This window comes from Pseudonocardia benzenivorans CB1190 (genome assembly GCF_000196675.2).
Classification (GTDB): Bacteria; Actinomycetota; Actinomycetes; order Mycobacteriales; family Pseudonocardiaceae; genus Pseudonocardia; species Pseudonocardia benzenivorans.
The window spans coordinates 1,952,903-1,975,319 of the sequence record NC_015312.1; the positions used below are offsets into that span (position 1 = coordinate 1,952,903).

14 protein-coding genes and 1 pseudogene are annotated in these 22,417 nt (G+C 73.8%); 10 read left to right on the forward strand and 5 right to left on the reverse strand.

Annotated elements, in window-relative coordinates; genetic code table 11:
- The first annotated feature begins 52 nt into the window (after positions 1-52).
- The 10 genes and pseudogenes from PSED_RS09390 (at position 53) to PSED_RS09435 (ending at position 17,017) form a co-directional block, all read left to right on the forward strand.
- Positions 53-1,654: a YveK family protein gene (locus tag PSED_RS09390; protein ID WP_143770407.1), complete on the forward strand. Its 1,602-nt coding sequence runs from the start codon at positions 53-55 to the stop codon at positions 1,652-1,654.
- A gap of 2 nt (positions 1,655-1,656) precedes the next feature.
- Positions 1,657-4,284: a histone H1-like repetitive region-containing protein gene (locus tag PSED_RS09395; RefSeq protein ID WP_233899441.1), complete on the forward strand. Its 2,628-nt coding sequence runs from the start codon at positions 1,657-1,659 to the stop codon at positions 4,282-4,284.
- A gap of 2 nt (positions 4,285-4,286) precedes the next feature.
- Complete coding sequence (locus PSED_RS09400; protein ID WP_013674013.1) at positions 4,287-5,612, forward strand: nucleotide sugar dehydrogenase; 1,326 nt, start codon at positions 4,287-4,289, stop codon at positions 5,610-5,612.
- 74 nt (positions 5,613-5,686) lie between these two features.
- A pseudogene (locus PSED_RS09405) lies at positions 5,687-6,541 on the forward strand (glycosyltransferase); the annotation flags it as partial.
- Between the two features lie 291 nt (positions 6,542-6,832).
- On the forward strand, positions 6,833-8,776 hold the full coding sequence (gene asnB / locus PSED_RS09410; RefSeq protein ID WP_041760805.1) for an asparagine synthase (glutamine-hydrolyzing): 1,944 nt from the start codon (positions 6,833-6,835) through the stop codon (positions 8,774-8,776).
- A complete protein-coding gene (locus PSED_RS09415) occupies positions 8,773-10,980 on the forward strand; it encodes a bi-domain-containing oxidoreductase (protein ID WP_013674015.1) in 2,208 nt (735 codons plus the stop codon). Before asnB ends, PSED_RS09415 begins: the two co-directional genes overlap by 4 nt.
- Complete coding sequence (locus tag PSED_RS09420; RefSeq protein ID WP_013674016.1) at positions 10,977-12,965, forward strand: heparinase II/III family protein; 1,989 nt, start codon at positions 10,977-10,979, stop codon at positions 12,963-12,965. The genes PSED_RS09415 and PSED_RS09420 overlap by 4 nt, the downstream gene beginning before the upstream one ends.
- On the forward strand, positions 12,962-14,518 hold the full coding sequence (locus PSED_RS09425) for a right-handed parallel beta-helix repeat-containing protein (RefSeq protein WP_013674017.1): 1,557 nt from the start codon (positions 12,962-12,964) through the stop codon (positions 14,516-14,518). The genes PSED_RS09420 and PSED_RS09425 overlap by 4 nt, the downstream gene beginning before the upstream one ends.
- 1 nt (position 14,519) lies before the next feature.
- A complete protein-coding gene (locus PSED_RS09430) occupies positions 14,520-15,782 on the forward strand; it encodes a membrane protein (RefSeq protein WP_013674018.1) in 1,263 nt (420 codons plus the stop codon).
- On the forward strand, positions 15,779-17,017 hold the full coding sequence (locus PSED_RS09435; protein WP_013674019.1) for a glycosyltransferase family 4 protein: 1,239 nt from the start codon (positions 15,779-15,781) through the stop codon (positions 17,015-17,017). The genes PSED_RS09430 and PSED_RS09435 overlap by 4 nt, the downstream gene beginning before the upstream one ends.
- Before the next feature lie 28 nt (positions 17,018-17,045).
- Here PSED_RS09435 and PSED_RS09440 read toward each other — a convergent pair whose 3' ends face one another.
- The 5 genes from PSED_RS09440 to PSED_RS09460 all read right to left on the reverse strand — a co-directional run bounded on the left by PSED_RS09440 (position 17,046) and on the right by PSED_RS09460 (position 22,177).
- Complete coding sequence (locus PSED_RS09440; RefSeq protein ID WP_013674020.1) at positions 17,046-17,621, reverse strand: acyltransferase; 576 nt, start codon at positions 17,619-17,621, stop codon at positions 17,046-17,048.
- Entirely contained in the window at positions 17,618-18,898 is a 1,281-nt protein-coding gene (locus PSED_RS09445) for a polysaccharide pyruvyl transferase family protein (RefSeq protein WP_013674021.1), read from the reverse strand. The genes PSED_RS09440 and PSED_RS09445 overlap by 4 nt, the downstream gene beginning before the upstream one ends.
- On the reverse strand, positions 18,895-19,851 hold the full coding sequence (locus PSED_RS09450; protein ID WP_013674022.1) for a glycosyltransferase family 2 protein: 957 nt from the start codon (positions 19,849-19,851) through the stop codon (positions 18,895-18,897). The genes PSED_RS09445 and PSED_RS09450 overlap by 4 nt, the downstream gene beginning before the upstream one ends.
- Complete coding sequence (locus PSED_RS09455; RefSeq protein WP_063821892.1) at positions 19,848-21,314, reverse strand: MATE family efflux transporter; 1,467 nt, start codon at positions 21,312-21,314, stop codon at positions 19,848-19,850. The genes PSED_RS09450 and PSED_RS09455 overlap by 4 nt, the downstream gene beginning before the upstream one ends.
- A 287-nt stretch (positions 21,315-21,601) precedes the next feature.
- Positions 21,602-22,177, reverse strand: coding sequence for a phosphatase PAP2 family protein (locus PSED_RS09460; protein WP_158511301.1), 576 nt, complete (start codon positions 22,175-22,177; stop codon positions 21,602-21,604).
- Positions 22,178-22,417 lie beyond the last annotated feature (240 nt).

Below are 22,417 nucleotides of genomic sequence, written 5' to 3' on the forward strand. Positions count from 1 at the left end.
GGTCCTTTCCGGACACATCGGTCCGGCCGCGCAGAAATGGGAGCGCAGCGTCGTGGCGAATGAGGACGTCGCCCGGCTCAGCGTCGTCGGGGACGTGATTCGCGGCAGGTGGCGCGGGCTGCTCGCTCTCGCCGTCGCCGGGGCCGTGCTGGGGTTCGGTGCGTCCTTCGTGCTGTCGCCAGGACAGCAGGCCACCGGCAAGGTCCTGGTCCAGGGGCAACGCACGCCCGACCAGCTGCTCACCGAGACCCAGATCGCCACGAGCCTCTCGGTCGCCGACCAGGTAGCCGCCGCCCTGAACTGGGGACGTACCGGCGCCCAGCTGCAACAGGTGATCAGCGCGGCCGTGTCCGACGGGAACGTCATCGACATCTCGGGTGTCGCGGACACGCCCGCCGACGCCCGCCGGCTCGCCGACGAGGCCGCGAAGCAGTACGTGGCCTTCTCCGCGAAGATGACCGACGACGCCGTGCAGGCGGCGCAGGCGGCGCAGACGCAGCAGCGCGCCACGATCCAGAAGCGGATCGACGACCTGGACCAGCAGATCGCCCGGGCCGGGACCGACGCCGGCGGACCCCCGGCGGGCGCCGACGCGAACGCCGCCGGGCCGACGGCCGGGTCGGCGGGCGCCACGGACACCGCCGGCCAGACCCCCGACCAGCTCCGCGCCGCCCGCGCCGCCGCGCAGTCCCAACTCGAGGAGTTCGACCGGCAGGCCGCGGCGGGCTCCGGACAGACCGGCATCTCGACCGGTGCGGTCTCGATCCTCGAGGCCGCGCAGGACCGCGGTGCCGCGGCTCCCTCACCGCTGCAGCTGACCGCGGGCGGCGCGCTCGTCGCGGCCGTCGGTGGTCTGCTGGTCATGCTGTGGGCGCGTCGCCGGACCGGTCGGGTCGGCGACCCCGACATCATCGAGTCCGCGCTCGGCGCAGGCGTCGTCTCGACGGTCACCGTCGTGCGGCCCGATGCCGACGCGACGGGGCCGACGCCGGCCCGTCACGGCCTCGCAGGGCTGCTCAGGACCCTCTTCTCCGACCGCTCGCGGTGGGAGCTCGACCCGCTCCCGCCGGGCCGGACCGACGACGAGCGCACCCGCTACCGCCGAGCGCTGGCACGGCTGCTCGGCGAGGCCGGCCGCAGCCGGCACGACCTGCTCGCCGTCGTCGCCGCGGACGACCTGACCGCCGTGCGGGCCGTGGCGGAGTTCGTCGTCACGGCGCAGGCCGGCCTGGGAGAGGTCGGGGTCGTCACCGACTCCGACGTCGTGCGCGCGCAGCTCGCCGCGGCCTGCGACGGCGGTCCGGCGATCGCGGTGGCAGACGACGACGAGCTCCTGCCGGAACCGACCTGCAGCCGGTTCCGGATCGTCACCGTCGACGTGGACGGCGTCCGTCCGTCGGTACCCGACACCGCCCCGGTGGATGCGACGGTCGTCGTCACCACCGTCGGGGTCCGATCGGCCACAGAGCTCTCCGACATCGCCGGCGCGGTGCTCGACGCCGGGCACGTCGTGACCGGAGTGCTGCTCGTGCGGCCGCGCCGCGCGGCGGACCCTGAGACCGAGCCCGAGCCGGAGCCCGAGGCGGCCCCGGCGCCGGAGGTGGCCGCGAGCGGCAACGGCCACACCAACGGTGTTCCGGCGGTCCGATCGTGAAGATGTTCGACCTGGTCCCGACCGGTTCCGAGACCTCGACGCCGCTGTTCGACCTGCACGCGCTCGTCGCCGGCGTCCGACGGCGCATGCGGCCCTGGCTGCTCGTGGCGCTGATCGGCCTGCTGGCCGGTGCGGCGCTGCCGATCGTGATGCCCGGCAGCGCCACCGCGGCCGCGCGGATCTACGTCGTCGACTCCGACCAGACCGACACGGGCGAGGCCCGGATGCAGACCGCGGTCGCGATCATGCAGTCGAGCACGGTCGCCGACGCCGCACTGCGCACGCTCGGCTCCACGATGCCGACACGCGACTTCATCAAGACCTACACCGCCACCTCCAGCGGCGTGAACCTCGTCGACCTGACCGTCCGGGCCGGCAACCCGGCGACCGCCGTCGCCAACGCCACGGCCATCGCCGACGCGTTCGTGGCCGACCACATCGGTCGCGCACAGGCCGCGGCCGACGCCTACACCCAGGCCCTGCAGACCCGGGTCGCGGACCTGCGCAGGCAGCTGGCGCAGCTGAACCGCCCGGGGGCGGCCGCCGACCCCGCCACCCAGGCACAGCTGCAGGCGCAGATCGACGGACTCACGCAGCAGACCCAGCAGGCGACGCTGGGCGCTCCCGAGGTCGTGGCGGGGACGCGGGTCATCGACGCGCCGCACTCGACGACCCGGTCGCTGAAGTCGGCGATGGCGATCAACGGTGGACTCGGGCTGCTGGTCGGGCTCATGCTCGGGCTGCTGGCGGCGCTGCTGCTCACCGTCGTCGGGGACCGGCCGGTCCTGCGCCGCGACGTCTCCGCGAACCTCGGCGCCTCGGTCGTGGCGCAGCTCGGCAGGCGCCGGCTGCTCCTTCCCGGGCGCCCCCGCCGGTCCCGGCGCGACCAGGAGCGGGTCGTCGTCGAGCTCGCCCGGTCGGTGCGGGCGGAATCTCGCGACGTCGTGCTGGTCGAGGTGGGCGTCGCCGATGTCGCCGCCGAGCTGGCGACCGGCATCGCCACCGAGCTCGCGAGCGACGGCGGCGACGTCGTGGTCGTCGACGACCTGCCCGGGGACACCGAGCACGTCGCGCCCGAGGACGGCTCCACGGTCCGGGTCGTCGGCGGCGCCGACCACGTGCGCGGCGCCGAGCACACGGCGGCCCGCGTGGTCGGTCTGACCTCGGCGGCTCCGGGGACGACGTGGTCGGGACCGCTGCTCGACGACTCCGTCGCGTTCGTGGTCGTGCGCGCGGCAGGCGCCTCCACCGCGTGGCTGCACACCGTCGCGCGCCGGCTCGACGATGCAGGGGTCGAGGTCCTGGGCGTCGTCCTCGTCGATCCCGATCCGCGTGACCGCTCGGACGGGACACTGTGGACGGCGACGCACCCCGAGCTGCGTGCGCGCAGCGCGCCCGAGGAGGCGCGGGCCGACCGGGTCGTCGTGGCCACCGGGACGGCCCCGGGCACGACCGACGACGCCGACGCGCTCCCGGCCGCCGCGGCCGACGCCGTGACCGAGCCGAGGACCGAGTCGGTTGCCGCGCAGGAGGTGGCCGCGCAAGAGGTGGCCGCGCAGGAGGTGGCCGCGGAGAAGGTGGCTGCGGAGAAGGCGGCCGCGGAGAAGGCCGCGGCGGAGAAGGCGGCCGCGGAGAAGGTGGCCGCGGAGAAGGTGGCTGCGGAGAAGGCGGCCGCGGAGAAGGTGGCCGCGGAGAAGGCCGCGGCGGAGAAGGCGGCCGCGGAGAAGGTGGCCGCGGAGAAGGCGGCCGCGGAGAAGGCGGCCGCGGAGAAGGCGGCCGCGGAGAAGGCCGCGGCGGAGAAGGCGGCCGCGGAGGCCGAGTCGCCGACGGTCAGGATCGCCGCGGTGGCCGGTGCGGCGATGTCGTCGGAATCCAGCGTGTTCACCGTCGTCGAGTCCCCGACGGTCCGGATACCCGCGGTCGCGGGGCTGTCACGGAAGGCCGGGTCGGGCCCGGCGTCGGTGGTCCCACTCGCGGTCTCCACGGCCGGCTCGGACGCACACGCCGACTCGCCGACCGTCCGCATCGCGGCGGTGCGGGGCGCGGGCCCGAGCGCCGACGACCGCACGCGACCGGGCGGGGAACCCGACCACGCGCCCGGCCCGTCCGGTCCGCCGCAGGGCGGGCCGCCGTCCCCGACGAAGGGCGACGCCACCACCGGCGTGACCGCGGCCAAGGGTCGGTCCGCGCCCAAGAGCGGGCCCGCGGCCACGACGCGGACCGGGACCGACCAGGCGGACACCGCCGCGTCGGCGACCGCCGAGCCGGCCGGTGCCGAGCCCGCGAGCGGCCCGCCCAAGACGACCCGGCGCGGCACCCGGACCAAGCGGAGCACGACGTCGACGACGGGCACGTCCGCGAAGAAGGACGGCACGACCCGCGCCCGCGCGGGGCGGGCGGGTCGCCGGGCGGCACGCAAGGACGCCGCCGCCGAGACCACCGCGAACGCGGCGACGGCCGAGGCGCAGGAGTCCGCGGCGGCCGAGGAGAAGGCCCCGGCGAAGCCGGCTGCCCGCCCCCGGGCCCGCAAGCGGAGCACATCGACACGTACGGCCGCCCCGGACGGGGCTGCCGATTCCGAACCGTTCGTCCCGGTCGTGGCATCCACACCGGCCGATCACCGGGGGTAGGCATGAACGTGACCCTGTTCGGGCTGGGCTACGTCGGATCGGTGACGGCGACGTGCCTGGCCGACCGCGGGCACCGGGTCGTCGGCGTCGACACCGACGCCGGCAAGGTCGCCACCGTCAACGGGGGCAGGCCCACCGTCATCGAACCCGGTCTCGACGAGATCGCCGCGCGGGTCGTCGCCGAGGGCGCGCTGCGTGCCTCGGTCTCCGCGGCGGACGGCATGCAGGACAGCGACCTGTCACTGGTGTGCGTCGGCACGCCGTCGGCGCAGGGCGGCAGTACCGACCTGACCTACGTCCGGCGCGTCGTCGCCCAGATCGGTGCCGCGCTGGCGGAAACCTCGCGCCCGCACACCGTCGTCATCCGGTCGACGGTGCCTCCCGGCACCGTCGACGACGTCGTCGTCCCGTTGCTGGAGGCCACGTCGGGCCGGCGGGTGGGCGCGGACCTGCACGTCGCCATGTGTCCGGAGTTCCTGCGCGAGGGCTCCAGCGTCGAGGACTTCTTCGAGCCGCCGTTCCTGGTCATCGGTGGCTCCCCGGTCGCGGCCGCGGCCGTCCGCGAACTGTTCGCGTTCCTGACCTGCTCGGTTCACGTCGTGCAGACGCGGGCGGCGGAGAGCGTCAAGTACGCCTCGAACGCCTTCCACGCGCTCAAGGTCGCGTTCACCAACGAGGTCGCCCGGCTCTACCGGACCCTCGACGTCGACGCCCGCGACGTCATGAAGGTGTTCGTCGAGGACCGCCAGCTCAACATCTCGCCCGCCTACCTGCGCCCCGGGTTCGCGTTCGGCGGGTCCTGCCTGCCCAAGGACGTCCGCTCGCTGCTGCACCTCGGCCGGGTCAACGACGTCGACCTGCCCGTGCTCGCCGGCGCGCTGGCGTCGAACGAGATCCTCGTCCGTGACGTCGCCGATCGCGTCCTGCAGGAGATCGACGCCCGCGGCGGCGACAACCGCCGGGTGACGCTCGTCGGGCTGGCGTTCAAGCACGCGACCGACGACCTGCGCGAGAGCCCGAACGTCGCGCTGGCGGAGATCCTGATCGGCAAGGGCGTCGACGTGCAGATCTACGACCCGATCATCAGCATGTCGCAGCTGTCGGGCGCGAACCTGCGCTACGTCCGGTCGAAGCTGCCGCACCTGCAGAAGGTGCTGCACGACGACGCGGCGTCGGCGCTGGCGGGCTCGCTCGTGGCGGTGGTGTCATCGGCGGCGCCGCGGGTGGTCGACGCGATCGTGGCCGCCGACCCGGCGGTCGTGATCGACCTCAACGGCAGGCTCGCGGCGCTCGAGGTGCTGCCCGGATACCAGGGTGTGGGCTGGTGAGGTTCCGTCGACGAGTGCCCGGCCGGCATGTCTGCATCGTGGTGCAGAACCTGCCGGTGCCGTTCGACCGCCGCGTGTGGCTCGAGTGCAGGGCGCTCGCGGCCGCGGGCTACGAGGTCTCGGTCGTATGCCCGAAGGGGCCGGGCGATCCGTCCTACCAGGAGCTCGAGGGCGTCCACATCTTCAAGTACCGGGCGTTCCCGCCGATCACCCGGCAGGTCATGTTCCTGGCCGAGTACGCGTACTCCATCGTCGCGACGCTGCTCGGGCTCGCGAAGGCGTGGCGGCGCAACCGGTTCACGGTCGTGCAGGTCTGCAACCCGCCGGACGTGCTGTGGACCGCGGTGCTGCCCTTCACGCTGCTGTTCGGCGTCCGGATGGTGTTCGACCAGCACGACCTGTGCCCGGAGCTGTACGAGTCGAGGTTCGAGTCGGCCGGGTCGCTGCCCTACAAGGCGCTCGTGCTGGCCGAGCGGGCGACGTACGCGCTGTCGTCCCACGTCATCTCGACGAACGAGTCCTACCGGGCCGTCGCGATGAGGCGCGGCCGCAAGAAGCCCTCGGACGTGACCGTGGTGCGCACCGGCCCGGACCCGGAGAAGATGCGCCGCCGGGAGCCGGACGCGTCGCTGCGCCACGGGCACCGGCACCTGCTCGTCTACATCGGGGTGATGGGCCCGCAGGACGGCGTCGACCTCGCGATCCGGGCCATGGAGCACATCGTCCACACGCGGGGGCGCAGCGACGTCGCGCTCACGCTCATCGGTGACGGCGACGCCGCCCCGGCGCTGCGCGCCCTGACCACCGAACTGCGCCTCGACGACCACGTCGTCTTCACCGGCCGCGCGCCCGACGACGTCGTCAAGGGACTGATGTCGACCGCGGACATCGGCCTCTCGCCGGACCCGAAGAACGCGCTGAACGACGTCTCCACGATGAACAAGACGATGGAGTACATGGCCTTCGAGCTGCCGGTCGTCGCTTCGACCTGGTGGAGACGAAGGTGTCGGCCGCCGACGCCGCGGTGTACGCGACGCCCAACGACGTCGCGGAGTACGGGGACGCGGTGCTCGCGCTCCTCGACGACGAGGTCACCCGCAAGCACATGGGCGAGGTCGGCAGGCGCCGGGTCGAGGACGTGCTGGCCTGGCGCCACCAGATCCCGCCCTACGTCGGCGTCTACGACCGGCTCATCGGATCCTGAGGAAGAGAGACCGACGATGTGCGGTGTCGCGGGGACGTACCTGATTCCCGACGGTGACCGGCTCACCGACCTGATGACCGACGCGGTCGCCCACCGCGGACCCGACGCCGCCGGCCGCTGGTCGCACCGCGTCGGCGCGGGCACCGTCGAGCTGGGCCACCGCCGGCTGTCGATCGTCGACCTGTCCCCGACCGGTGCCCAGCCGATGGCGGCCGACGGCCTCGTGCTCACCTACAACGGCGAGCTCTACAACGCGGCCGAGCTGCGCGCCGAGCTGGAGGCCGCGGGGGTGCGCTTCCGTGGCACGTCGGACACCGAGGTGCTGCTGCAGGCGTGGCGACGCTGGGGTACCGACTGTCTGCCGCGCCTGCGGGGGATGTTCGCGTTCGGGGTGTTCGACACGGCGACGGGCGAGCTGTTCCTGGCCCGCGACCAGCTGGGCATCAAGCCGCTGTTCGTCGTCCGTCGCGGGGGCGGGCTCGCGTTCGCCTCCGAGCTGAAGGCGCTCGCCGACGCGTTCGGCGGGGATCTGCACGTCGACGAGACGGCGCTGGTCGCGTCGCTGCTCTACTACTGGGTCCCCGACAGCCGCTGTGCCTACAAGGAGGCGGAGAAGCTGCCGCCCGGCAGCTGGCTGCGGGTCCGTCCCGACGGGGACGTCGCGCGCGGCACGTACTGGTCGCTGCGCGAGGTCGCCGAGCGGGCGGCGCACGAGCCGGCCCCGACCGCCGCGGAGCTGCACGAGATCGTCGCCGACTCCACGCGGCGGCACCTGATCGCGGACGTGCCGGTCGCGACGTTCCTGTCCGGTGGCCTGGACTCCAGCTACCTGACCGCGCTCGCCGCGCGCGAGCGCCCGGGGATCTCGGCCTACACGATCGGCTTCCGCGCCGAGGACGCGAAGTTCGAGGCGATGCCCGACGACCTGCGCTACGCCCGCCAGGTCGCGCAGCGGTACGGCGTGCGGCTCCACGAGATCGAGATCGCCCCCGACGTCCTCGAGATGCTGCCGATGATCACGCGGGCCCTCGACGAGCCCATCGGGGACCCGGCCGCGATCAACACCTATCTGATCTGCTCGGCCGCCCGCGAGGCCGGGGTCAAGGTCATGGTCTCCGGCATGGGGGCCGACGAGCTGTTCGCCGGCTACCGCAAGCACCTCGCGAACCGGCTGGCGGTGCGCTACCAGCGGGTGCCGCGGGCCGTCCGCCGCCCGGTGCACGCCGCGGTCGACCGGCTGCCCGTCGCGAGCGCGACGCGCGGGTACCGGTCCGTCCGGTTCGCGAAGCGCTTCCTGTCGTTCGCCGAGCTGGGGGAGGAGGCCGCCTTCCGGCGCAGTTACACCATGTACGACCGGGGCGAGCTGCTCGACCTCGTCAGCCCGGATCTCGCCGGTGCCGTCGACGACGTGCTCACCGAGCACGCCGACGTCTACACCGACAACGAGCTGACCGACCACGTGAACCGGATGTGCCTGGCCGACGCCCGGCTGTTCCTGCCGGGGCTCAACCTGGGCTACACCGACCGGTCCAGCATGGCGGCCTCGACGGAGGTGCGTGTCCCGTTCGTCGACGTGGACGTCGTGACGGCAGCCTTCCGGGCGCGCGGCGTCCAGAAGATCGTCGGGCGGTCGGGCAAGACGGTACTCAAGCAGGCCGCCACGTCGATCCTGCCCGCCGAGATCGTGCACCGGCCGAAGGGCCTGTTCAGCGCGCCGTTGCGGGCGTGGATGAGCCGCGACCTGGCACCGCTCGTCCGGGAGGTCGTCGAGGACGGCGTCCTCGTCCGCTCCGGCTTCCTGCGCCGCGACGCCGCGGCCCGGCTGGTCGCCGAGGACGCCGCCGGCCGCGAGGACCGGTCCAAGCACCTCTGGCACATCGTGACGTTGGAGTACTGGTACCGGAACGCGACGTCGGCGGGCGGCGACCTCCGGACCGCCGTGAGCGGGGGAGCCCGATGAAGCAGGTCGTGCAGAACTACAAGAGCGGCGAGCTGGCACTGCTCGACGTTCCCGAGCCGATGTGCAAGCCGGGCGGTGTCCTGGTGCGCACGCTGTACTCGCTCATCTCCACCGGGACGGAGATGATGAAGGTCGGCGAGGCGAGCATGTCGCTGATCGGGAAGGCCAAGGCGCGACCCGACCAGGTCGCCAAGGTCGTGCAGAGCGTCTCGACGCAGGGCCTGGCGGCCACCTACCGCAAGGTGGCGGGCAAGCTCGACTCCTGGACCCCGCTGGGCTACTCGACCTGCGGCGTCGTCGAGGAGGTCGGCGAGGGGGTCCGCGACGTGAAGGTCGGCGACCTCGTCGCCTGTGCCGGCAACGAGCACGCGCTGCACGCCGAGCTGAACTGGGTGCCGGTCAACCTCTACAGCCCGCTGCCCGCGGGGCTGGACGCGAGCCACGCCGCCTTCGGCACCGTCGGCGCGATCGCCATGCAGGGCGTCCGGCGCGGCGAGCCGCAGCTCGGAGACGTCGCGCTCGTCGTCGGCCTCGGCCTGATCGGCCAGCTCGTCGTCCAGCTGCTCGTCGCAGCCGGCGTGAAGGTACTGGGCGTGGACCCCGACCCGTCGCGCTGCGCGTTGGCGGAGAAGCTCGGCGCGTCCGTGTGCAGTGCGCCGTCGTCGGGCGTGGTCGACGCGGCCGTCGCCGACATCACGGGTGGCCATGGTGTCGACCAGGTCTACCTGGCCGCCGGCGGCAGCAGCAACGAGCCCGTCGAGCTGGCCGCGAGGCTCAGCCGCGACCGTGGCACGGTCGTCGACATCGGCAAGACCCGCCTCGACCTGCCGTGGAACGCCTACTACGAGAAGGAGCTCGACGTCCGGTTCTCACGGTCGTACGGGCCCGGCCGCTACGACCCGTCCTACGAGCTGGAGGGTCGCGACTACCCGATCGGCTACGTGCGCTGGACCGAGCGCCGCAACCTCGAGTGCTTCCTCGACCTCGCCGCCCGCGGCCGGGTCGACGTCGAGCCGCTGGTCTCGCACGTGGCGGACTTCGACGACGCCGTCGAGACCTACCGCGGCCTGGAGTCCGGTGACCTCAAGGCCGTCGCGGTGCTGTTCCGCTACCCGCAGCGCCCCGACGGCGCGCCCGCCCCGGTCGCCGCGGTCGCCCCGGCGACGACCCGCCCCGTGACGCCCCTCCCGCAGCAGCGCCGCCCGGCGGTCCCGCTGGGCCGGCCGCTGCGGATCGGGTTCGTCGGTGCCGGCAACTACGCGACATCGATGCTGCTGCCGCACCTCGCGGAGCGCCCCGACGCCGAGCTCGCCAGGGTCGTCACGACCTCGGCGCTGTCGGCGGCGAACGCCCGCCGCAAGTTCGGCTTCGCCGAGAGCTCGACCGACCTCGGCGACGTGCTCGACGACCCGTCGATCGACGCGGTGTTCGTCGTGACGCGGCACAGCTCGCACGCGGCGCTGACCCGCCGCGCCCTGCTCGCGGGCAAGGCGGTGTTCGTCGAGAAGCCGCTCGCGCTCGACGAGGCCGGGCTGCGCTCGGTGCTCGACGCGGTGGCGGAGTCGGGCAACGACCGGCTGCAGGTCGGCTTCAACCGCCGCTTCGCCCCGCTGCTGGTGGAGTCGTCGCGGCGGTTGGGCCGCCGGGTCGGCCCGGCGACCGTCCGCTACCTGGTCAACGCGGGCCGTCTCGACGCGCAGAGCTGGTACCTGCGCAGCGCCACCGAGGGCTCCCGCTTCGCGGGGGAGGGCGGCCACTTCATCGACACCGTCAGCTGGCTGCTCGGCGCCGATCCGGTCTCGGTGTACGCCGCGGCCACGCCGAGCCAGGAGGACCTGCACGCCGTCCTCACCTACCCGGACGGATCGACCGCGGTGATCACCTACGCGACGTCGGGCGCCGCGCGGTTCCCCAAGGAGACGATCGAGGTGCTGGCCGACGGCTCGGTGCTGCGGTTCGACGACTTCGCCCGCGCCGGCGTGCACGGTCCCCGCAGGTGGACGTCGTCGCGGATCCCACACGGGCGCGACAAGGGCCAGGCCGCGCAGGTCGCGGCGTTCGTCGCCGCCGCCCGCACGGGCGGGCCGTTCCCGACGTCGGTGGCATCGCTGGCCGCGACGACCCGCGCGACGCTCGCCGTCGACGCGAGCCTCGCGAGCGGTGCCACCGTGCGGCTCGACGCCGCGGTGGGTGCGCCGTCGTGACGGGTCCGGGCTGGTACCTGCGGCGGCTCTCGCGGATGGGGCCCGCGGAGATCGCGGGCCGAGCGGTCACGGCCGTCCGCAGCCGGCGGTTCCGCACGTCGTTCCCGGTCCCGGCCCCGCTCACGACACGGGCCGTGCCCGCGCCGCTGCCCCCGGGCACGTTCGACGGACTGCCCCCCGACGTCGTCGCGGCACTCCTCGCGACGGCCGGCGAGCTGATGGCCGGCCGGGCCGAGTACTTCGGCGTCGTCCGCGACGACATGGAGCTGCCGGACTGGACCTTCGACCCGAAGACGGGACGCCGGGCCCCGGCCGACGCCTACGCGTTCGACGTCCCCTACCGCGACGAGGACGCCGTCGGCGACATCAAGCAGATCTGGGAGCCGTCGCGCCACCAGCACCTGACGGTCCTCGCCGCGGCCTATGCCGTCACCGGCGACGACCGCTACGCCCACCGCGTCGCCGACCACCTCAAGTCGTGGTGGGCGGCGAACCCGCCGCTGCGCGGGCCGCACTGGCTCGGCGGCATCGAGCTGGGCATCCGGCTGCTGAGCTGGGTGTGGGTGCGCCGGCTGCTCGCGGGCTGGGACGGCGCCGCGGCGCTGTTCGAGCAGAACCCGGTGGCCGTCGAGCAGGTCGGCGCGCACCAGCGCTGGCTCACCGTGTTCCCCAGCCGCGGCTCGTCGGCCAACAACCACGTCATCGCCGAGCTCGCCGGTCAGGTCGCGGCGTCGGCGGCGTTCCCGTGGTTCGCCGAGTCCCGCGGCTGGGGCGCCGACGCGATGCGCGCGCTGGACCACCACCTGACCGCCAACACCTTCGGCTCCGGGCTCAACCGCGAGCTCGCGAGCGAGTACCACGGCCTGGTGCTGGAGCTGGGGCTCGCGGCCGCCGTCGAGGCCGACGCCGCGGGCGCCGACGTACCGCCGGCGGTGTGGGAGACGTTGCGCCGCATGACCGACGCACTCGCCGCGATCGTCGACACCCGGCTGCGTCCGCCGCGGCAGGGCGACGCCGACGACGGGCACGGCCTGGTCCTCGACGGGACCGCGGTGGACCGCTGGGGCTCGCTGCTCGCGACCGGCGCCGCCCTGTTCGGCGCCTGCGACTGGTGGCCCCCCGCGGGCGGGACCGACGTCCGCACCGCCGCGCTGGCCGCGCTCGCGCGACCGGTCGTCGTGTCGGGGACGCGGCCGTGGTCGCGACCGGTCCAGCTCGCCGACGCGGGCATGACGGTGCTGCGCGCGGCGTCGCCGGGCGGCGAGGTGTGGGTGCGCTGCGACGCGGGCCCGCACGGCTTCCTCGCGATCGCCGCGCACGCCCACGCCGACGCGCTGTCGGTCGAGGTCCGCCACGACGGCGTCGACGTCCTCGCCGATCCCGGGACCTACTGCTACCACGGCGAACCGGCCTGGCGGCGCTACTTCCGCTCGACGGCCGGGCACAACACCCTGGAGTTGCACGGCCGCGACCAGTCGCGGTCGGGCGGCCCCTTCCTCTGGGTCCGGCACGCCCGCAGCCGCCTCGTCGAGCTGGACACACCGGTGGGCGGGACGGCCCGGTGGGTCGGCGAGCACGACGGGTACCGCGACCGTGCGGGCAACGTCCATCGCCGCACCGTGGAGCTCGGCGCCGACGGCGCGCTGCGCATCGTCGACGAGGTGACCGGACCCGCCGCCGACTGCCGCCTGGCGTTCCACCTCGGGCCGCAGATCGACGTCGACCTGGTGGGCGACGTGGCGATGCTGTCGTGGCCCGCGGGCGGCGCGACCCGGCACGGTCGCCTCGACCTGCCCGGGTCGCTCACGTGGACCCGCCACCGCGGCGAGACCGCACCGCCCGCCGGCTGGTACTCGGAGGGGTTCGGACGCAAGCAGCCGTCCGTCACGCTGATCGGCTCCGGCCGCTGTGGTGGCGCCGCGGGGCCGCTGCGGACGACGCTGGTCGTCGACACGACGAGCTCGACCGGGAGTGGTCCTGGATGACCCGCACCGCGCGCCGCCACCGGTTGGCGCTCCTGCTGTGCCTGCTGGCGGTCGTCGCGGGCTGCACGTCGACGCCGTCCCCCGGTGGGTCCGGAGGTCCGCCCGCGACCGGTGGGGGCGCGAGCGCCCCGGCCGGGCTGCCGGCCGGCCCACCCGCCGCGGTGTGCGACAACACCGAGCCGGGCCCGGCGACGGCACCGCCGGGCGCCGTCGTGATCGACCCGGCCGTCCCGGGCGATCTCGTCGCCAAGACCGACGCGAGTCCGCCCGGCACGACGTTCTGGCTGGGCCCGGGCGTGCACACGTTGGGCACCCACCAGTTCGACCAGGTCTCGCCGAAGGACGGTGACGTGTACACCGGGGCGCCGGGGGCGATCGTCGACGGCAAGGGCGTCAACTACTACGCCTTCGCCAAGACGGCGAAGAACGTCACCATCAGCCACCTGACCGTGCGTGGCTTCACCCCGCCGCAGGACCAGGGCGTGGTCAACCACGACTCCGGCAACGGCTGGACGATCGTCGCCAACACGATCGAGGACAACGGCGGCGCCGGACTCATGGCAGGCGCGCACCAGCAGGTCCGGGGCAACTGCCTGCGCAACAACGGCCAATACGGCCTCAACGCCTACCAGCCCGGCAACGGCATCACCGGTCTCGTCGTCGAGGGCAACGAGATCGTCGGCAACAACACCGGGGACTGGGAGACGAAGGTCCCCGGCTGCGGGTGCAGCGGCGGCATGAAGTTCTGGTCGGTCGACGGCGCCGACGTCCGCGGCAACTGGATCCACGCAAACCACGGACCCGGCATCTGGGCCGACACCAACGACAACGACTTCCTCATCGAGGGCAACCTCATCGAGAACAACGACGCCGAGGCCGTCTTCTACGAGACCAGCTACAACCTCGTGATGCGCGACAACCTGGTGCGCGGCAACGCCATGGTCGCGGGCAAGGCGAAGGCGGCGCAGCAGGACGCGTTCCCGGTCGGGGCCGTGTACCTCAGCGAGTCCGGTGGCGAGCCGCGCATCAAGGCGCGCACCGCCGAGATCGACATCTCCGGCAACCGCTTCGAGAACAACTGGGGTGGGATCGTCGCGTGGGAGAACGCGGACCGCTTCTGCAACAGTCCGGCCAACACCTCGACGGGCGTCTGCACGCTGCTGGTGCCCGACGTCGCGACGTGCGTGCAGCCGGGCATCGCGACCCCGCCGCTCTACGACGACTGTCGCTGGAAGACCCAGAACGTCGACGTCCACGACAACACGTTCGTCGCCGACCCGGCCGTGGTCGGCTGCGACCCCCGCTACGCGTCCCGCAGCGCGGTCCTGTCGAACTACGGCACGTACCCCGACTGGTCGCCCTACCACGGCGAGGTCATCCAGAAGGCGATCAGCACCGCCCAGCACAACACCTGGGCCAACAACACCTACCAGGGCAACTGGTCGTTCGTCTTCGGCGCCGTCGAGGTCGCGGTGAGCGCGGCCGACTGGCAGAACACCCAGAAGCAGGACGTGGGCAGCACGTTCACCGCGGACGACGCGGCGAGGTGCTGAGATGACGACGGTCGACCCCGCCGCGAGGCGCCCCACACCGGCGACGGCCCCCCGCCGCCCGTTCCCGGTGCCGCCCGCCGAGCCGCCGGTGCCGCGGCTCGTCGCCGTCGTGTGGACGCTGATGGTGGTCAACACCCTGGGCTTCACCACGGTCGCCCAGATCATCCCGTTCCCGCGGCAGGTCGGCCAGGTCGTCACGATGGGCGCCCTGGTCGCCGCGCTCGGCCTCGCCCTGCTGCTCAACCCGCGGATCCGGATCCGGCCGACCGCCTACCTGCTGTTCCTGACGCTCATCCTCGTCCTGAGCATCGTGTCGAGCCTGCGGCTGGAGTCGGGCTACGGCGCCCTGTTCCGGTGCTTCCGGCTCACCCTGTTCGTGACCACGCTGTGGCTGCTGACGCCGTGGTGGCGCGGTGACCTGAGGTTCGTCGGGTACCACCTGCGGGCGCTCGTCGTCGTGCTCGGGTCGGTCCTCCTCGGGTTGCTGATCTCGCCCGGTTCGGCGTTCTCCGGTCCCGACGGTCGCCTCGTCGGGGCGATCTGGCCCATCCCGGCGCCCCAGGTCGGCATGTACTGCGCGATCACCATCGGCCTGTGCGTGCTGCTGTGGATCGGAAAGGTCCTGCCCGGCCGGACGGCGGCCGTCGTGGCCGTGCCCGCTCTCGCGCTGCTGCTGCTCAGCCACACCCGGACGTCGCTGCTCGGGCTCGTGGTGGGACTCGCGGTCGCCGGTCTGAGCGTCGCCACCACCAGCAGACGGGCCAGACGGGCGTTCGCGGGCGGGATCGCGGTGGCGGGGGGCGCCGCGCTGCTGTTCAGCGGCGTGATCATCACGTGGCTGGCCCGCGGGCAGGACGCCGACCAGCTCGCCAGCCTCACGGGCCGGGCCAACGTCTGGGACCAGCTGCTCGCCCGGCCCCGCACCCTCGACGAGCTGCTCATCGGCGTCGGGCTCACGGACAAGTCGTACGGCGGCCTGCCGATCGACAACGCGTGGCTCGCGGTGTTCAACGAGGAGGGCTGGATCGGCATCGTCCTGGTCGTCGCGATGCTGCTGACGCTGCTGGGCGTCGCGGTCCTGCGCCCGCCGTCGATCGGCCGGACCTGCGCGATCTTCATCGTCGTGTACGGGATCACCGCCTCCTACACCGAGGTCGGTCTCGGCGACGCGTCGCCGTACCTGCTCAACATGGCGGTGGCCGCCTCGCTGCTCGTGCACCGCCGCAACACCTCGCCGGAGCAGCCGGTGGCGGGAACCGGATGAGCGCCGCGTCCGCGCGCCACGTCATGGTGGTGCACAACTGGTACCGCTCCGAGCAGCCCAGCGGCGAGGACCGCGTCGTCACCCAGGAGGTGGCGCTGCTGCGCGGGGCCGGGCACCGCGTCTCGATGTTCGAGCGGCGCAGCGATGACATCGCGTCGATGTCCTTGCGGGACAAGGTGTCCGTCCCGCTGCGCGTGCCGTGGAACCGGCCGGTCCGCACCGAGCTCGAACGGCGGCTGCGTGCCGAGCGGCCCGACGTCGTGCACGTGCACAGCACGTTCCCGCTGCTGAGCCCGTCGGTCGTGGACGCCTGCCGGGCCACCGCGACCCCGGTCGTGGCGACGCTGCACAACTACCAGCTCGTCTGTCCGGTCGGCAGCCTCTACCGCGACGGCGCCACGTGCACCGACTGCGCGCGTGGGCTTCCCGTGCCGGCGGTGCGCCACGGCTGCTACCGCGGCTCGCGGGTGCTCAGCGTGCCCGTGGCGCTGGGGACGGCGGTCAACCGCCGTCGGTGGCTCGAGGCTGTCGACCGCTTCTTCTGCATCTCCGCCGCCCAACGCGCGACGCTGACGGAACTGGGCGTCCCCGGCGACCGGCTGTCGGTGAAGTACAACTTCGTCGACGACCCGGAGGCGGTCCGGGCGGGACCGGGCGAGCACGTCCTGTTCGTCGGCAGGCTCACCGCGGAGAAGGGCGTCGGCACGCTCATGGCCGCCTGGGACCGCGTCCCGGCCGCGGTCCGGGCGCGGCTGCCGCTCGTCGTCGTCGGTTCCGGCCCGATGCAGGACGACGTCGGGCGCTGGGCGGCCGGCCGGTCCGACGTCCGCGTCCTCGGCCTGCAGCCTCCGCAGCGGTGCGCCGAGCTGACCGCGCAGGCCGCCACCGTCCTCGCGCCCTCGGTGTGGCAGGAGGCGTTCGGCCTGGTCGTCGTGGAGGCGATGGCTGCAGGTGTCCCGCCCGTGGCGTCGGCGACGGGGGCGCTCCCCGAGCTCGTCGACGACGGTCGCACCGGGCTGCTGCACCGTCCGGACGACGCCGCGGACCTCGCCGCGCGGATCGTGGACGTGCTCGATCCGGCCCGCAACGCCGCGATGGGGGTCGACGCCCGCGAGCGCTACGACCGCGACTTCTCGCCCGCCGCCGGCCTGGCCGGGCTGCTCGCCGGGTACGACGCCGCGATCGCGCACCGCGGCGCCGGCGTGGCGCTGCCCGCGGAGCGCCTCGCACGGTGAGGACGCTCGCCGGCCTGCGCGCGAGCGGTCAGCCGGCCGTCGGCCGCGCGCGACGGGCCGTCTCGAGCGCGTCGGCGCCGTCGAGCCGGCGGACCGCCCTCGCCGGCACACCGGCGACGAGCGTGTCGGGCGCGACGTCGTCGACGACGACGGCACCCGCGGCGACCACGGCCCCCGGGCCGACCGTGACGCCGGGCAGGACGGTGGCGTTCGCGCCGATCCACGCGCCTCGCCCCACGGTGACCGGCCGGGCGGTGACGGCTCCGGCCCGGTGGGAGGTCGGGCCGACTGCGTGGGTGGAGGTGACGACGGTGACGCCGTGGCCGATCGTGACACCGTCGCCGAGCGTGACGGTGCCCTCGAGATCGAAGTAGCAGCGACGGTTGACGAAACAGTTCTCGCCCACCCTCAGGTTCGCGGCGCGGCTGAAGTACGTGCCGCCGTGGAAGCTGCTCGACCGGGGCAGGCGGGCCCCGCTGGCCCGCAGCAGCGCCGACCGCAACCGCCGCCCGACGACGTCGTCGCCGAGCAGGTCCGAAGCGGAGTTGAGCAGGTGCGTGGCGGCACGGGCGAGCGTCGAGCGGACGCGGGGCCGAGGGATCACGAGGGGGCCTCGCGGCCGGCCCGCCCGGCCGCCGCGTCGATCAGCATCCGGGACATGTCGGTGAGCTCGGCCTCCGCGCGCCGCCGGCAGTGCTGCGCCGCCGCCGCGATCACCCGCGCGGCGGCCGCGCGGTCGGCGTCGAGCTCGTCGAACCGGGCGCAGAGTGTGTCCAGGTCCGTCGACTCGAGCGCGAGCGCGAACCGGCCCTGGCCGAACTCCTCCATCAGCACGGCGTTCTTGGGCGCGTAGCCGAGCGAGACCGTCGGCCGGCCGGCCATCAGTGCCGCGACGACGTTGTGGTAGCGCGTCGCGACCACGATCTCGACCTCGGCCATGGCGTTCATCAGCCCGTCGAGGTCGTCGGTCGCGACGAGCGCGACGCGGCCGACCTCGACGGCCGGCCGGGCGCTGCGCACCTCACGGATCACGGTGTCGGCGACCGACGTGTCGACGCCGTCACCGACGAACAGGCGGACGGTGCGGCCGGCGTCGACGAGGCGGAGCACGAACGCGGACGTCATCGCGAGGTAGGCCGCGTGGATCGCCGGCTCCCGCCTGCGGTCGGCGGCACCGTTGCGGCCGTGGTAGTCCATCACGCCGACCCCGACGGCACCCGGTACGACGGGGCCGGCCGGCGTCGGGGCCGGCATCGCGAAGACCAGGTCGCAGTAGACGTCGTCGCGCGAGGTGTCGACGCCCATGTCGCGCATGGCGGAACGGGACAGCTCGTCGCGGTACGAGCGGTAGGCCGCGGCCCGCGCGGACCAGACCAGCACGCGGCGCAGCGGACGCTCGTCGACGACCTGGGCGCCGACCCCGACGAGGCCGACGGGGGTGCCGACGACCCGCGCGAGGACGCACAGCGTCAGCAGCGCGAGCGGGAACTGCCAGGCCCAGATCGGGAGGCTCGCCTCCAGCACCCCCATCCCGGGGACGACGACGACGTCGAGCCCCACGAGCCAGACCAGCGTGGCGACCCCGTCGGCGAGCTTGCCGCCGAGCCGCACCAGCGCACCCAGCGCGCCGTGTGGCTTGCGGCGCAATGTGTCGACGACGTGCAACGGCGTGGTCGCAACACCGTACCGGGCAGCGACCTCCTCGTGTCCGGTCGTCATGATCCGGATCTCGGCCCCGGGGTACGCGGCTCGCAGGTGGGCCAGCACCGTGGCCAGCGAGGCGTCGTTGCCGAGGTTGCCCGACCCCAGCAGGCCGAACAGCCCGATGCGCGGGACCCGGTCGCGGCGGCTCCGGGCCGGGCGCAGGGCCCAGGAGGTCATGCCGTCCTCCACGCCCGTCCTGCGACGATCTCGTCGAGGTCGATCGAGGGCGGCGACCCCGCGTCGAGCCGGGGCCGGTCCTCGATCCGTTCCGTCGACCCCCCGCTGACGATCCGGCTGCCGAGCCACCGGGACAGGTGGGCGTAGCACGCGCGGCGCTCCGCCGACGACAGCGGGGCGCGCTGGATGGCGGACACGAAGCCCCACACGTACTCGCCGAGCAGCCGGACCGTCGGGTTGCGGAGCCGGTCGGCGCGGCGCGGGTCCATGTTCGCGGCACGGGCCCGCTTGGTCGGACGCGCCCGTTCGGCACGGCCGGGATGATCGCGGCGGAAGAACAGGATCTCCGGTACCTGCAGGAACCTGCCCAGCAGCGCGAGCTCGGCGATGATCGTCCGGTCGCTGTGGTGGTAGCTGCCGTTGAGCGGGGTCCGCCGCAGGTCGTCGGTCCGCATCACCGCGTAGAAGTCGTCGCCGCCCACGGTGAACAAGACGCTCGCGAACCGGTCCGACGGCCGGACGGCGTCGGTGGCCAGCGGATAGTCGATCTCCTGCACGACCCGGCCGTGTTCGTCGATGATCCCCTGCCACGCATGACAGAGGACGGCGTCGGGATGCGCGTCGAGCTCGGCGATGCAGCGCTCGAGCAACGTCCGGGCGTACAGGTCGTCGTGCGACGCCCACTTGAACAGCTCGCCGCGCGCGAGGTCGACCAGGAGGTTGTGGTTCGGGATGGCACCGAGGTTGCGGGGCTGGCGGACATAGCGGACGCGCTCGTCCCGGGCCGCGTACTGCCGGCCGATCTGTTCGGTGCCGTCGGTCGAGGCGTTGTCCGAGATGATCAGTTCGAAGTCGGTGAACGTCTGGCCCAGCAGCGCGTCGAGCGACTCGGCGAGGTAGTCCTCGCCGTTGTAGACGGGCAGGCCGATGCTGAGGCGCGGTGTCGATCTCACCTGCTGCTCCTCTCCGGTGAGCCGGACTGGGTGTCGGGTTGTGTGGTCGTCCGCAGTCGGGCGACGACCGGGATCCTCGGTGCCCCGGTCGCGTGGGCGGCCGCGTCGTCGGTCGCGCCGTCGCCCGGGTGGCCGGGCGTGGGTGTGGCGGCGGGCGCGGGACGGGCACCGGTCGTCGGGATCGGTTCGGTCGGGGGTGCGTCCGGTTCCGCCGGGGGCGTGGCGTCCTGGGCACGGTCGGTCGGCCCGAGGCCGCCCATGTGGTCGCGCAGCCCGTCCCGCAGCTGCCACCAGGCGACGCCGGCCCCGGCGAGCTGGGCGAGCACCACGCCCCAGGCCGACCCGTACGCGCCACCGACGGCGGCGCCCGCGAGCCCGCCACCGAGGTACAGGACGGCGGCCACCAGCTGCGCGCGCAGGCTCCGTCGCGCCGCGCCGAGCGCACGCAGACCCGCGGCGGCGCCGGTGAGGAAGCTCGCCGACATCACCGACGCTGTGATCGGCACGATGAGCCGGGAGGACTCGTCCCAGACGTCGCCGAGGAAGTAGTGGCCGATCGAGGCCGGCATGACGAACAGCAGGACGCAGCCCCACAGCATCGCGGCCAGTGCCTGGCCGGAGCCGAGGACCAGGCAGAACTGCGGCAGCCGACGTGGTGACCGACGCAGGATGCGCGCCGCCTCCGGCACCGAGACGAGGCTCAGCCCCATCAGGACGGCGAGGAACGGGCCGATCAGCAGCTCCGCGCCGCGGACCGTGCCCACGGCCGCCAGCCCGGCGATGGCGCCGAGGCCGTAGGCCCGCAGCTGCGAGGCGCCGCTCGTGCTGACGTTCTCGACCAGATAGCGGTAGCCGAGGTCGCGGTGGAGCCGCACCCAGGTCCGGAAGGCCGCCGGCCGCGGCAGGATGCGCGCCTGAGCGGCACCGACGATCGCCGCCACGGCACTCGACCCGCCCCACGCGAGGACGAATCCGGAGACGGTGTGGTGGTGCGAGGCGAGGACCATCCCCGGCACCAGAGCGGCGGCCCACACGAGGTCGTTGACGAACGCGTACTGCCCGCGGCCGACCGCGAAGAACGCGAACCGCCAGCTGTCCTGCAGCAGCAGCGCCGGCAGGACGATCCCGAGACCGACGAACGCGTTCCCCAGCGACCCGCCGATGAGCAGCCCGACCACGACGCCGACCAGGCCGCCGGCGATCCCGAGCACCAGCGCGGTGCCCGAGGACCGGCCGACGGCCTCGCGCCACTCGGGCCCGGGCTCGCCGCTGTGCCGGACCGTGAGCGGATCGGTGCCGAGGCCGCGGGAGACGTTGAGCAGCACTCCGTAGGTGACCCAGACGAGGCTGAACACGCCGAAGGACGTCGCGTCGAGCGATCGTGCGACGTAGACCCCGACGAGGAAGTTGGTCAGGCTCGACACCGCCTGGTCGCCGAGTCCCCAGCTGACCCGCCGGGCCATGGATCTCACTGTCTGTGACCGATGGCTGACCGTCGGCATCCCTCCGGCGACCGCCGGGAAGGGAACGGTCAGCGATTCCGCCGAACCCGTGTCGTCGGCGCGCGAGCCTTGTCGTGCCACGGTTCCCCTCGGGCCGATGATGTCCGGAGATGGGCGGACCCGGTCTCGGACCCGTACAGCAGGTCACTCGGCGACCCACTCACGGTCGTTACGTTCCGTCGACGATCCGGCCTCGGATGCGCCGTCCGGGTGTCGGTACCGGACCGTTAGGCACGGTTCGGCACCGTTCAGCGCTGCCGACGGCGGCGCAGCGCATCCGCGACGAGATCGACACCCCACCCCGTGACGACGACGGCGCACACCGCGATGGCGAAGCCGCCGAGGGTGTCGGAGGGGTAGTGGGCGGTCAGGAACACCTGGGACACGGCCATCACGGCACCGCAGACGACCGTCCCGCCGACGGCGACGGCGAGTGCGGTGGCCGGACGCAGCCGGGTCGCGCCCGCGAGCGCGATGAAGGCCGTGGCGCCGATGGCCGTCGCCACCGCGGTGTGGCCGCTGGGGAACGCGAGGTTGTCGCCGTGGATGGTGCGGTCCACCAACGGCTTCAGCGCGCTCGTGACCGCAACCGCCAGCGCCGGGCCCAGACACGCCAGCAGGGCGCCGCGTCGCCGGCCGGTGAGCAGGCACGCGAGGGCGACCACGGCGGCGAGGCCGCTCGCCACCCACGGCATGCCGACCGCGTCGATCGCGAACGCGACGGGATAGGACATCGGCACCTGCTCCTGCACCCACGCCGTGACCGCGGCGTCGGCGGTGCCGGGCGCGGAGGTGCCCGCGTACAGGACCGCCTGCGCCACCACGAGCACACCGCACACCGCCGCCAGGACCGCGAGCGGCCGACGCAGCGGCGTCGGTAGCGCCGCCCGGGGTGCGCGGACCGCACGCCCCCTATCACCCGCCGTCCCCTCCGCCGCGGGCTCGGGCTGCTGACCGGGTCGCACTGTCGCGGCCCGGTCTCTGCCTGCTCTCGCGAGTCGGCGGGTCAGCTCACGCATCCGACGGGCGTGCTCCGATCAGGAGTGTTCGGTGCGGCCCGGTGC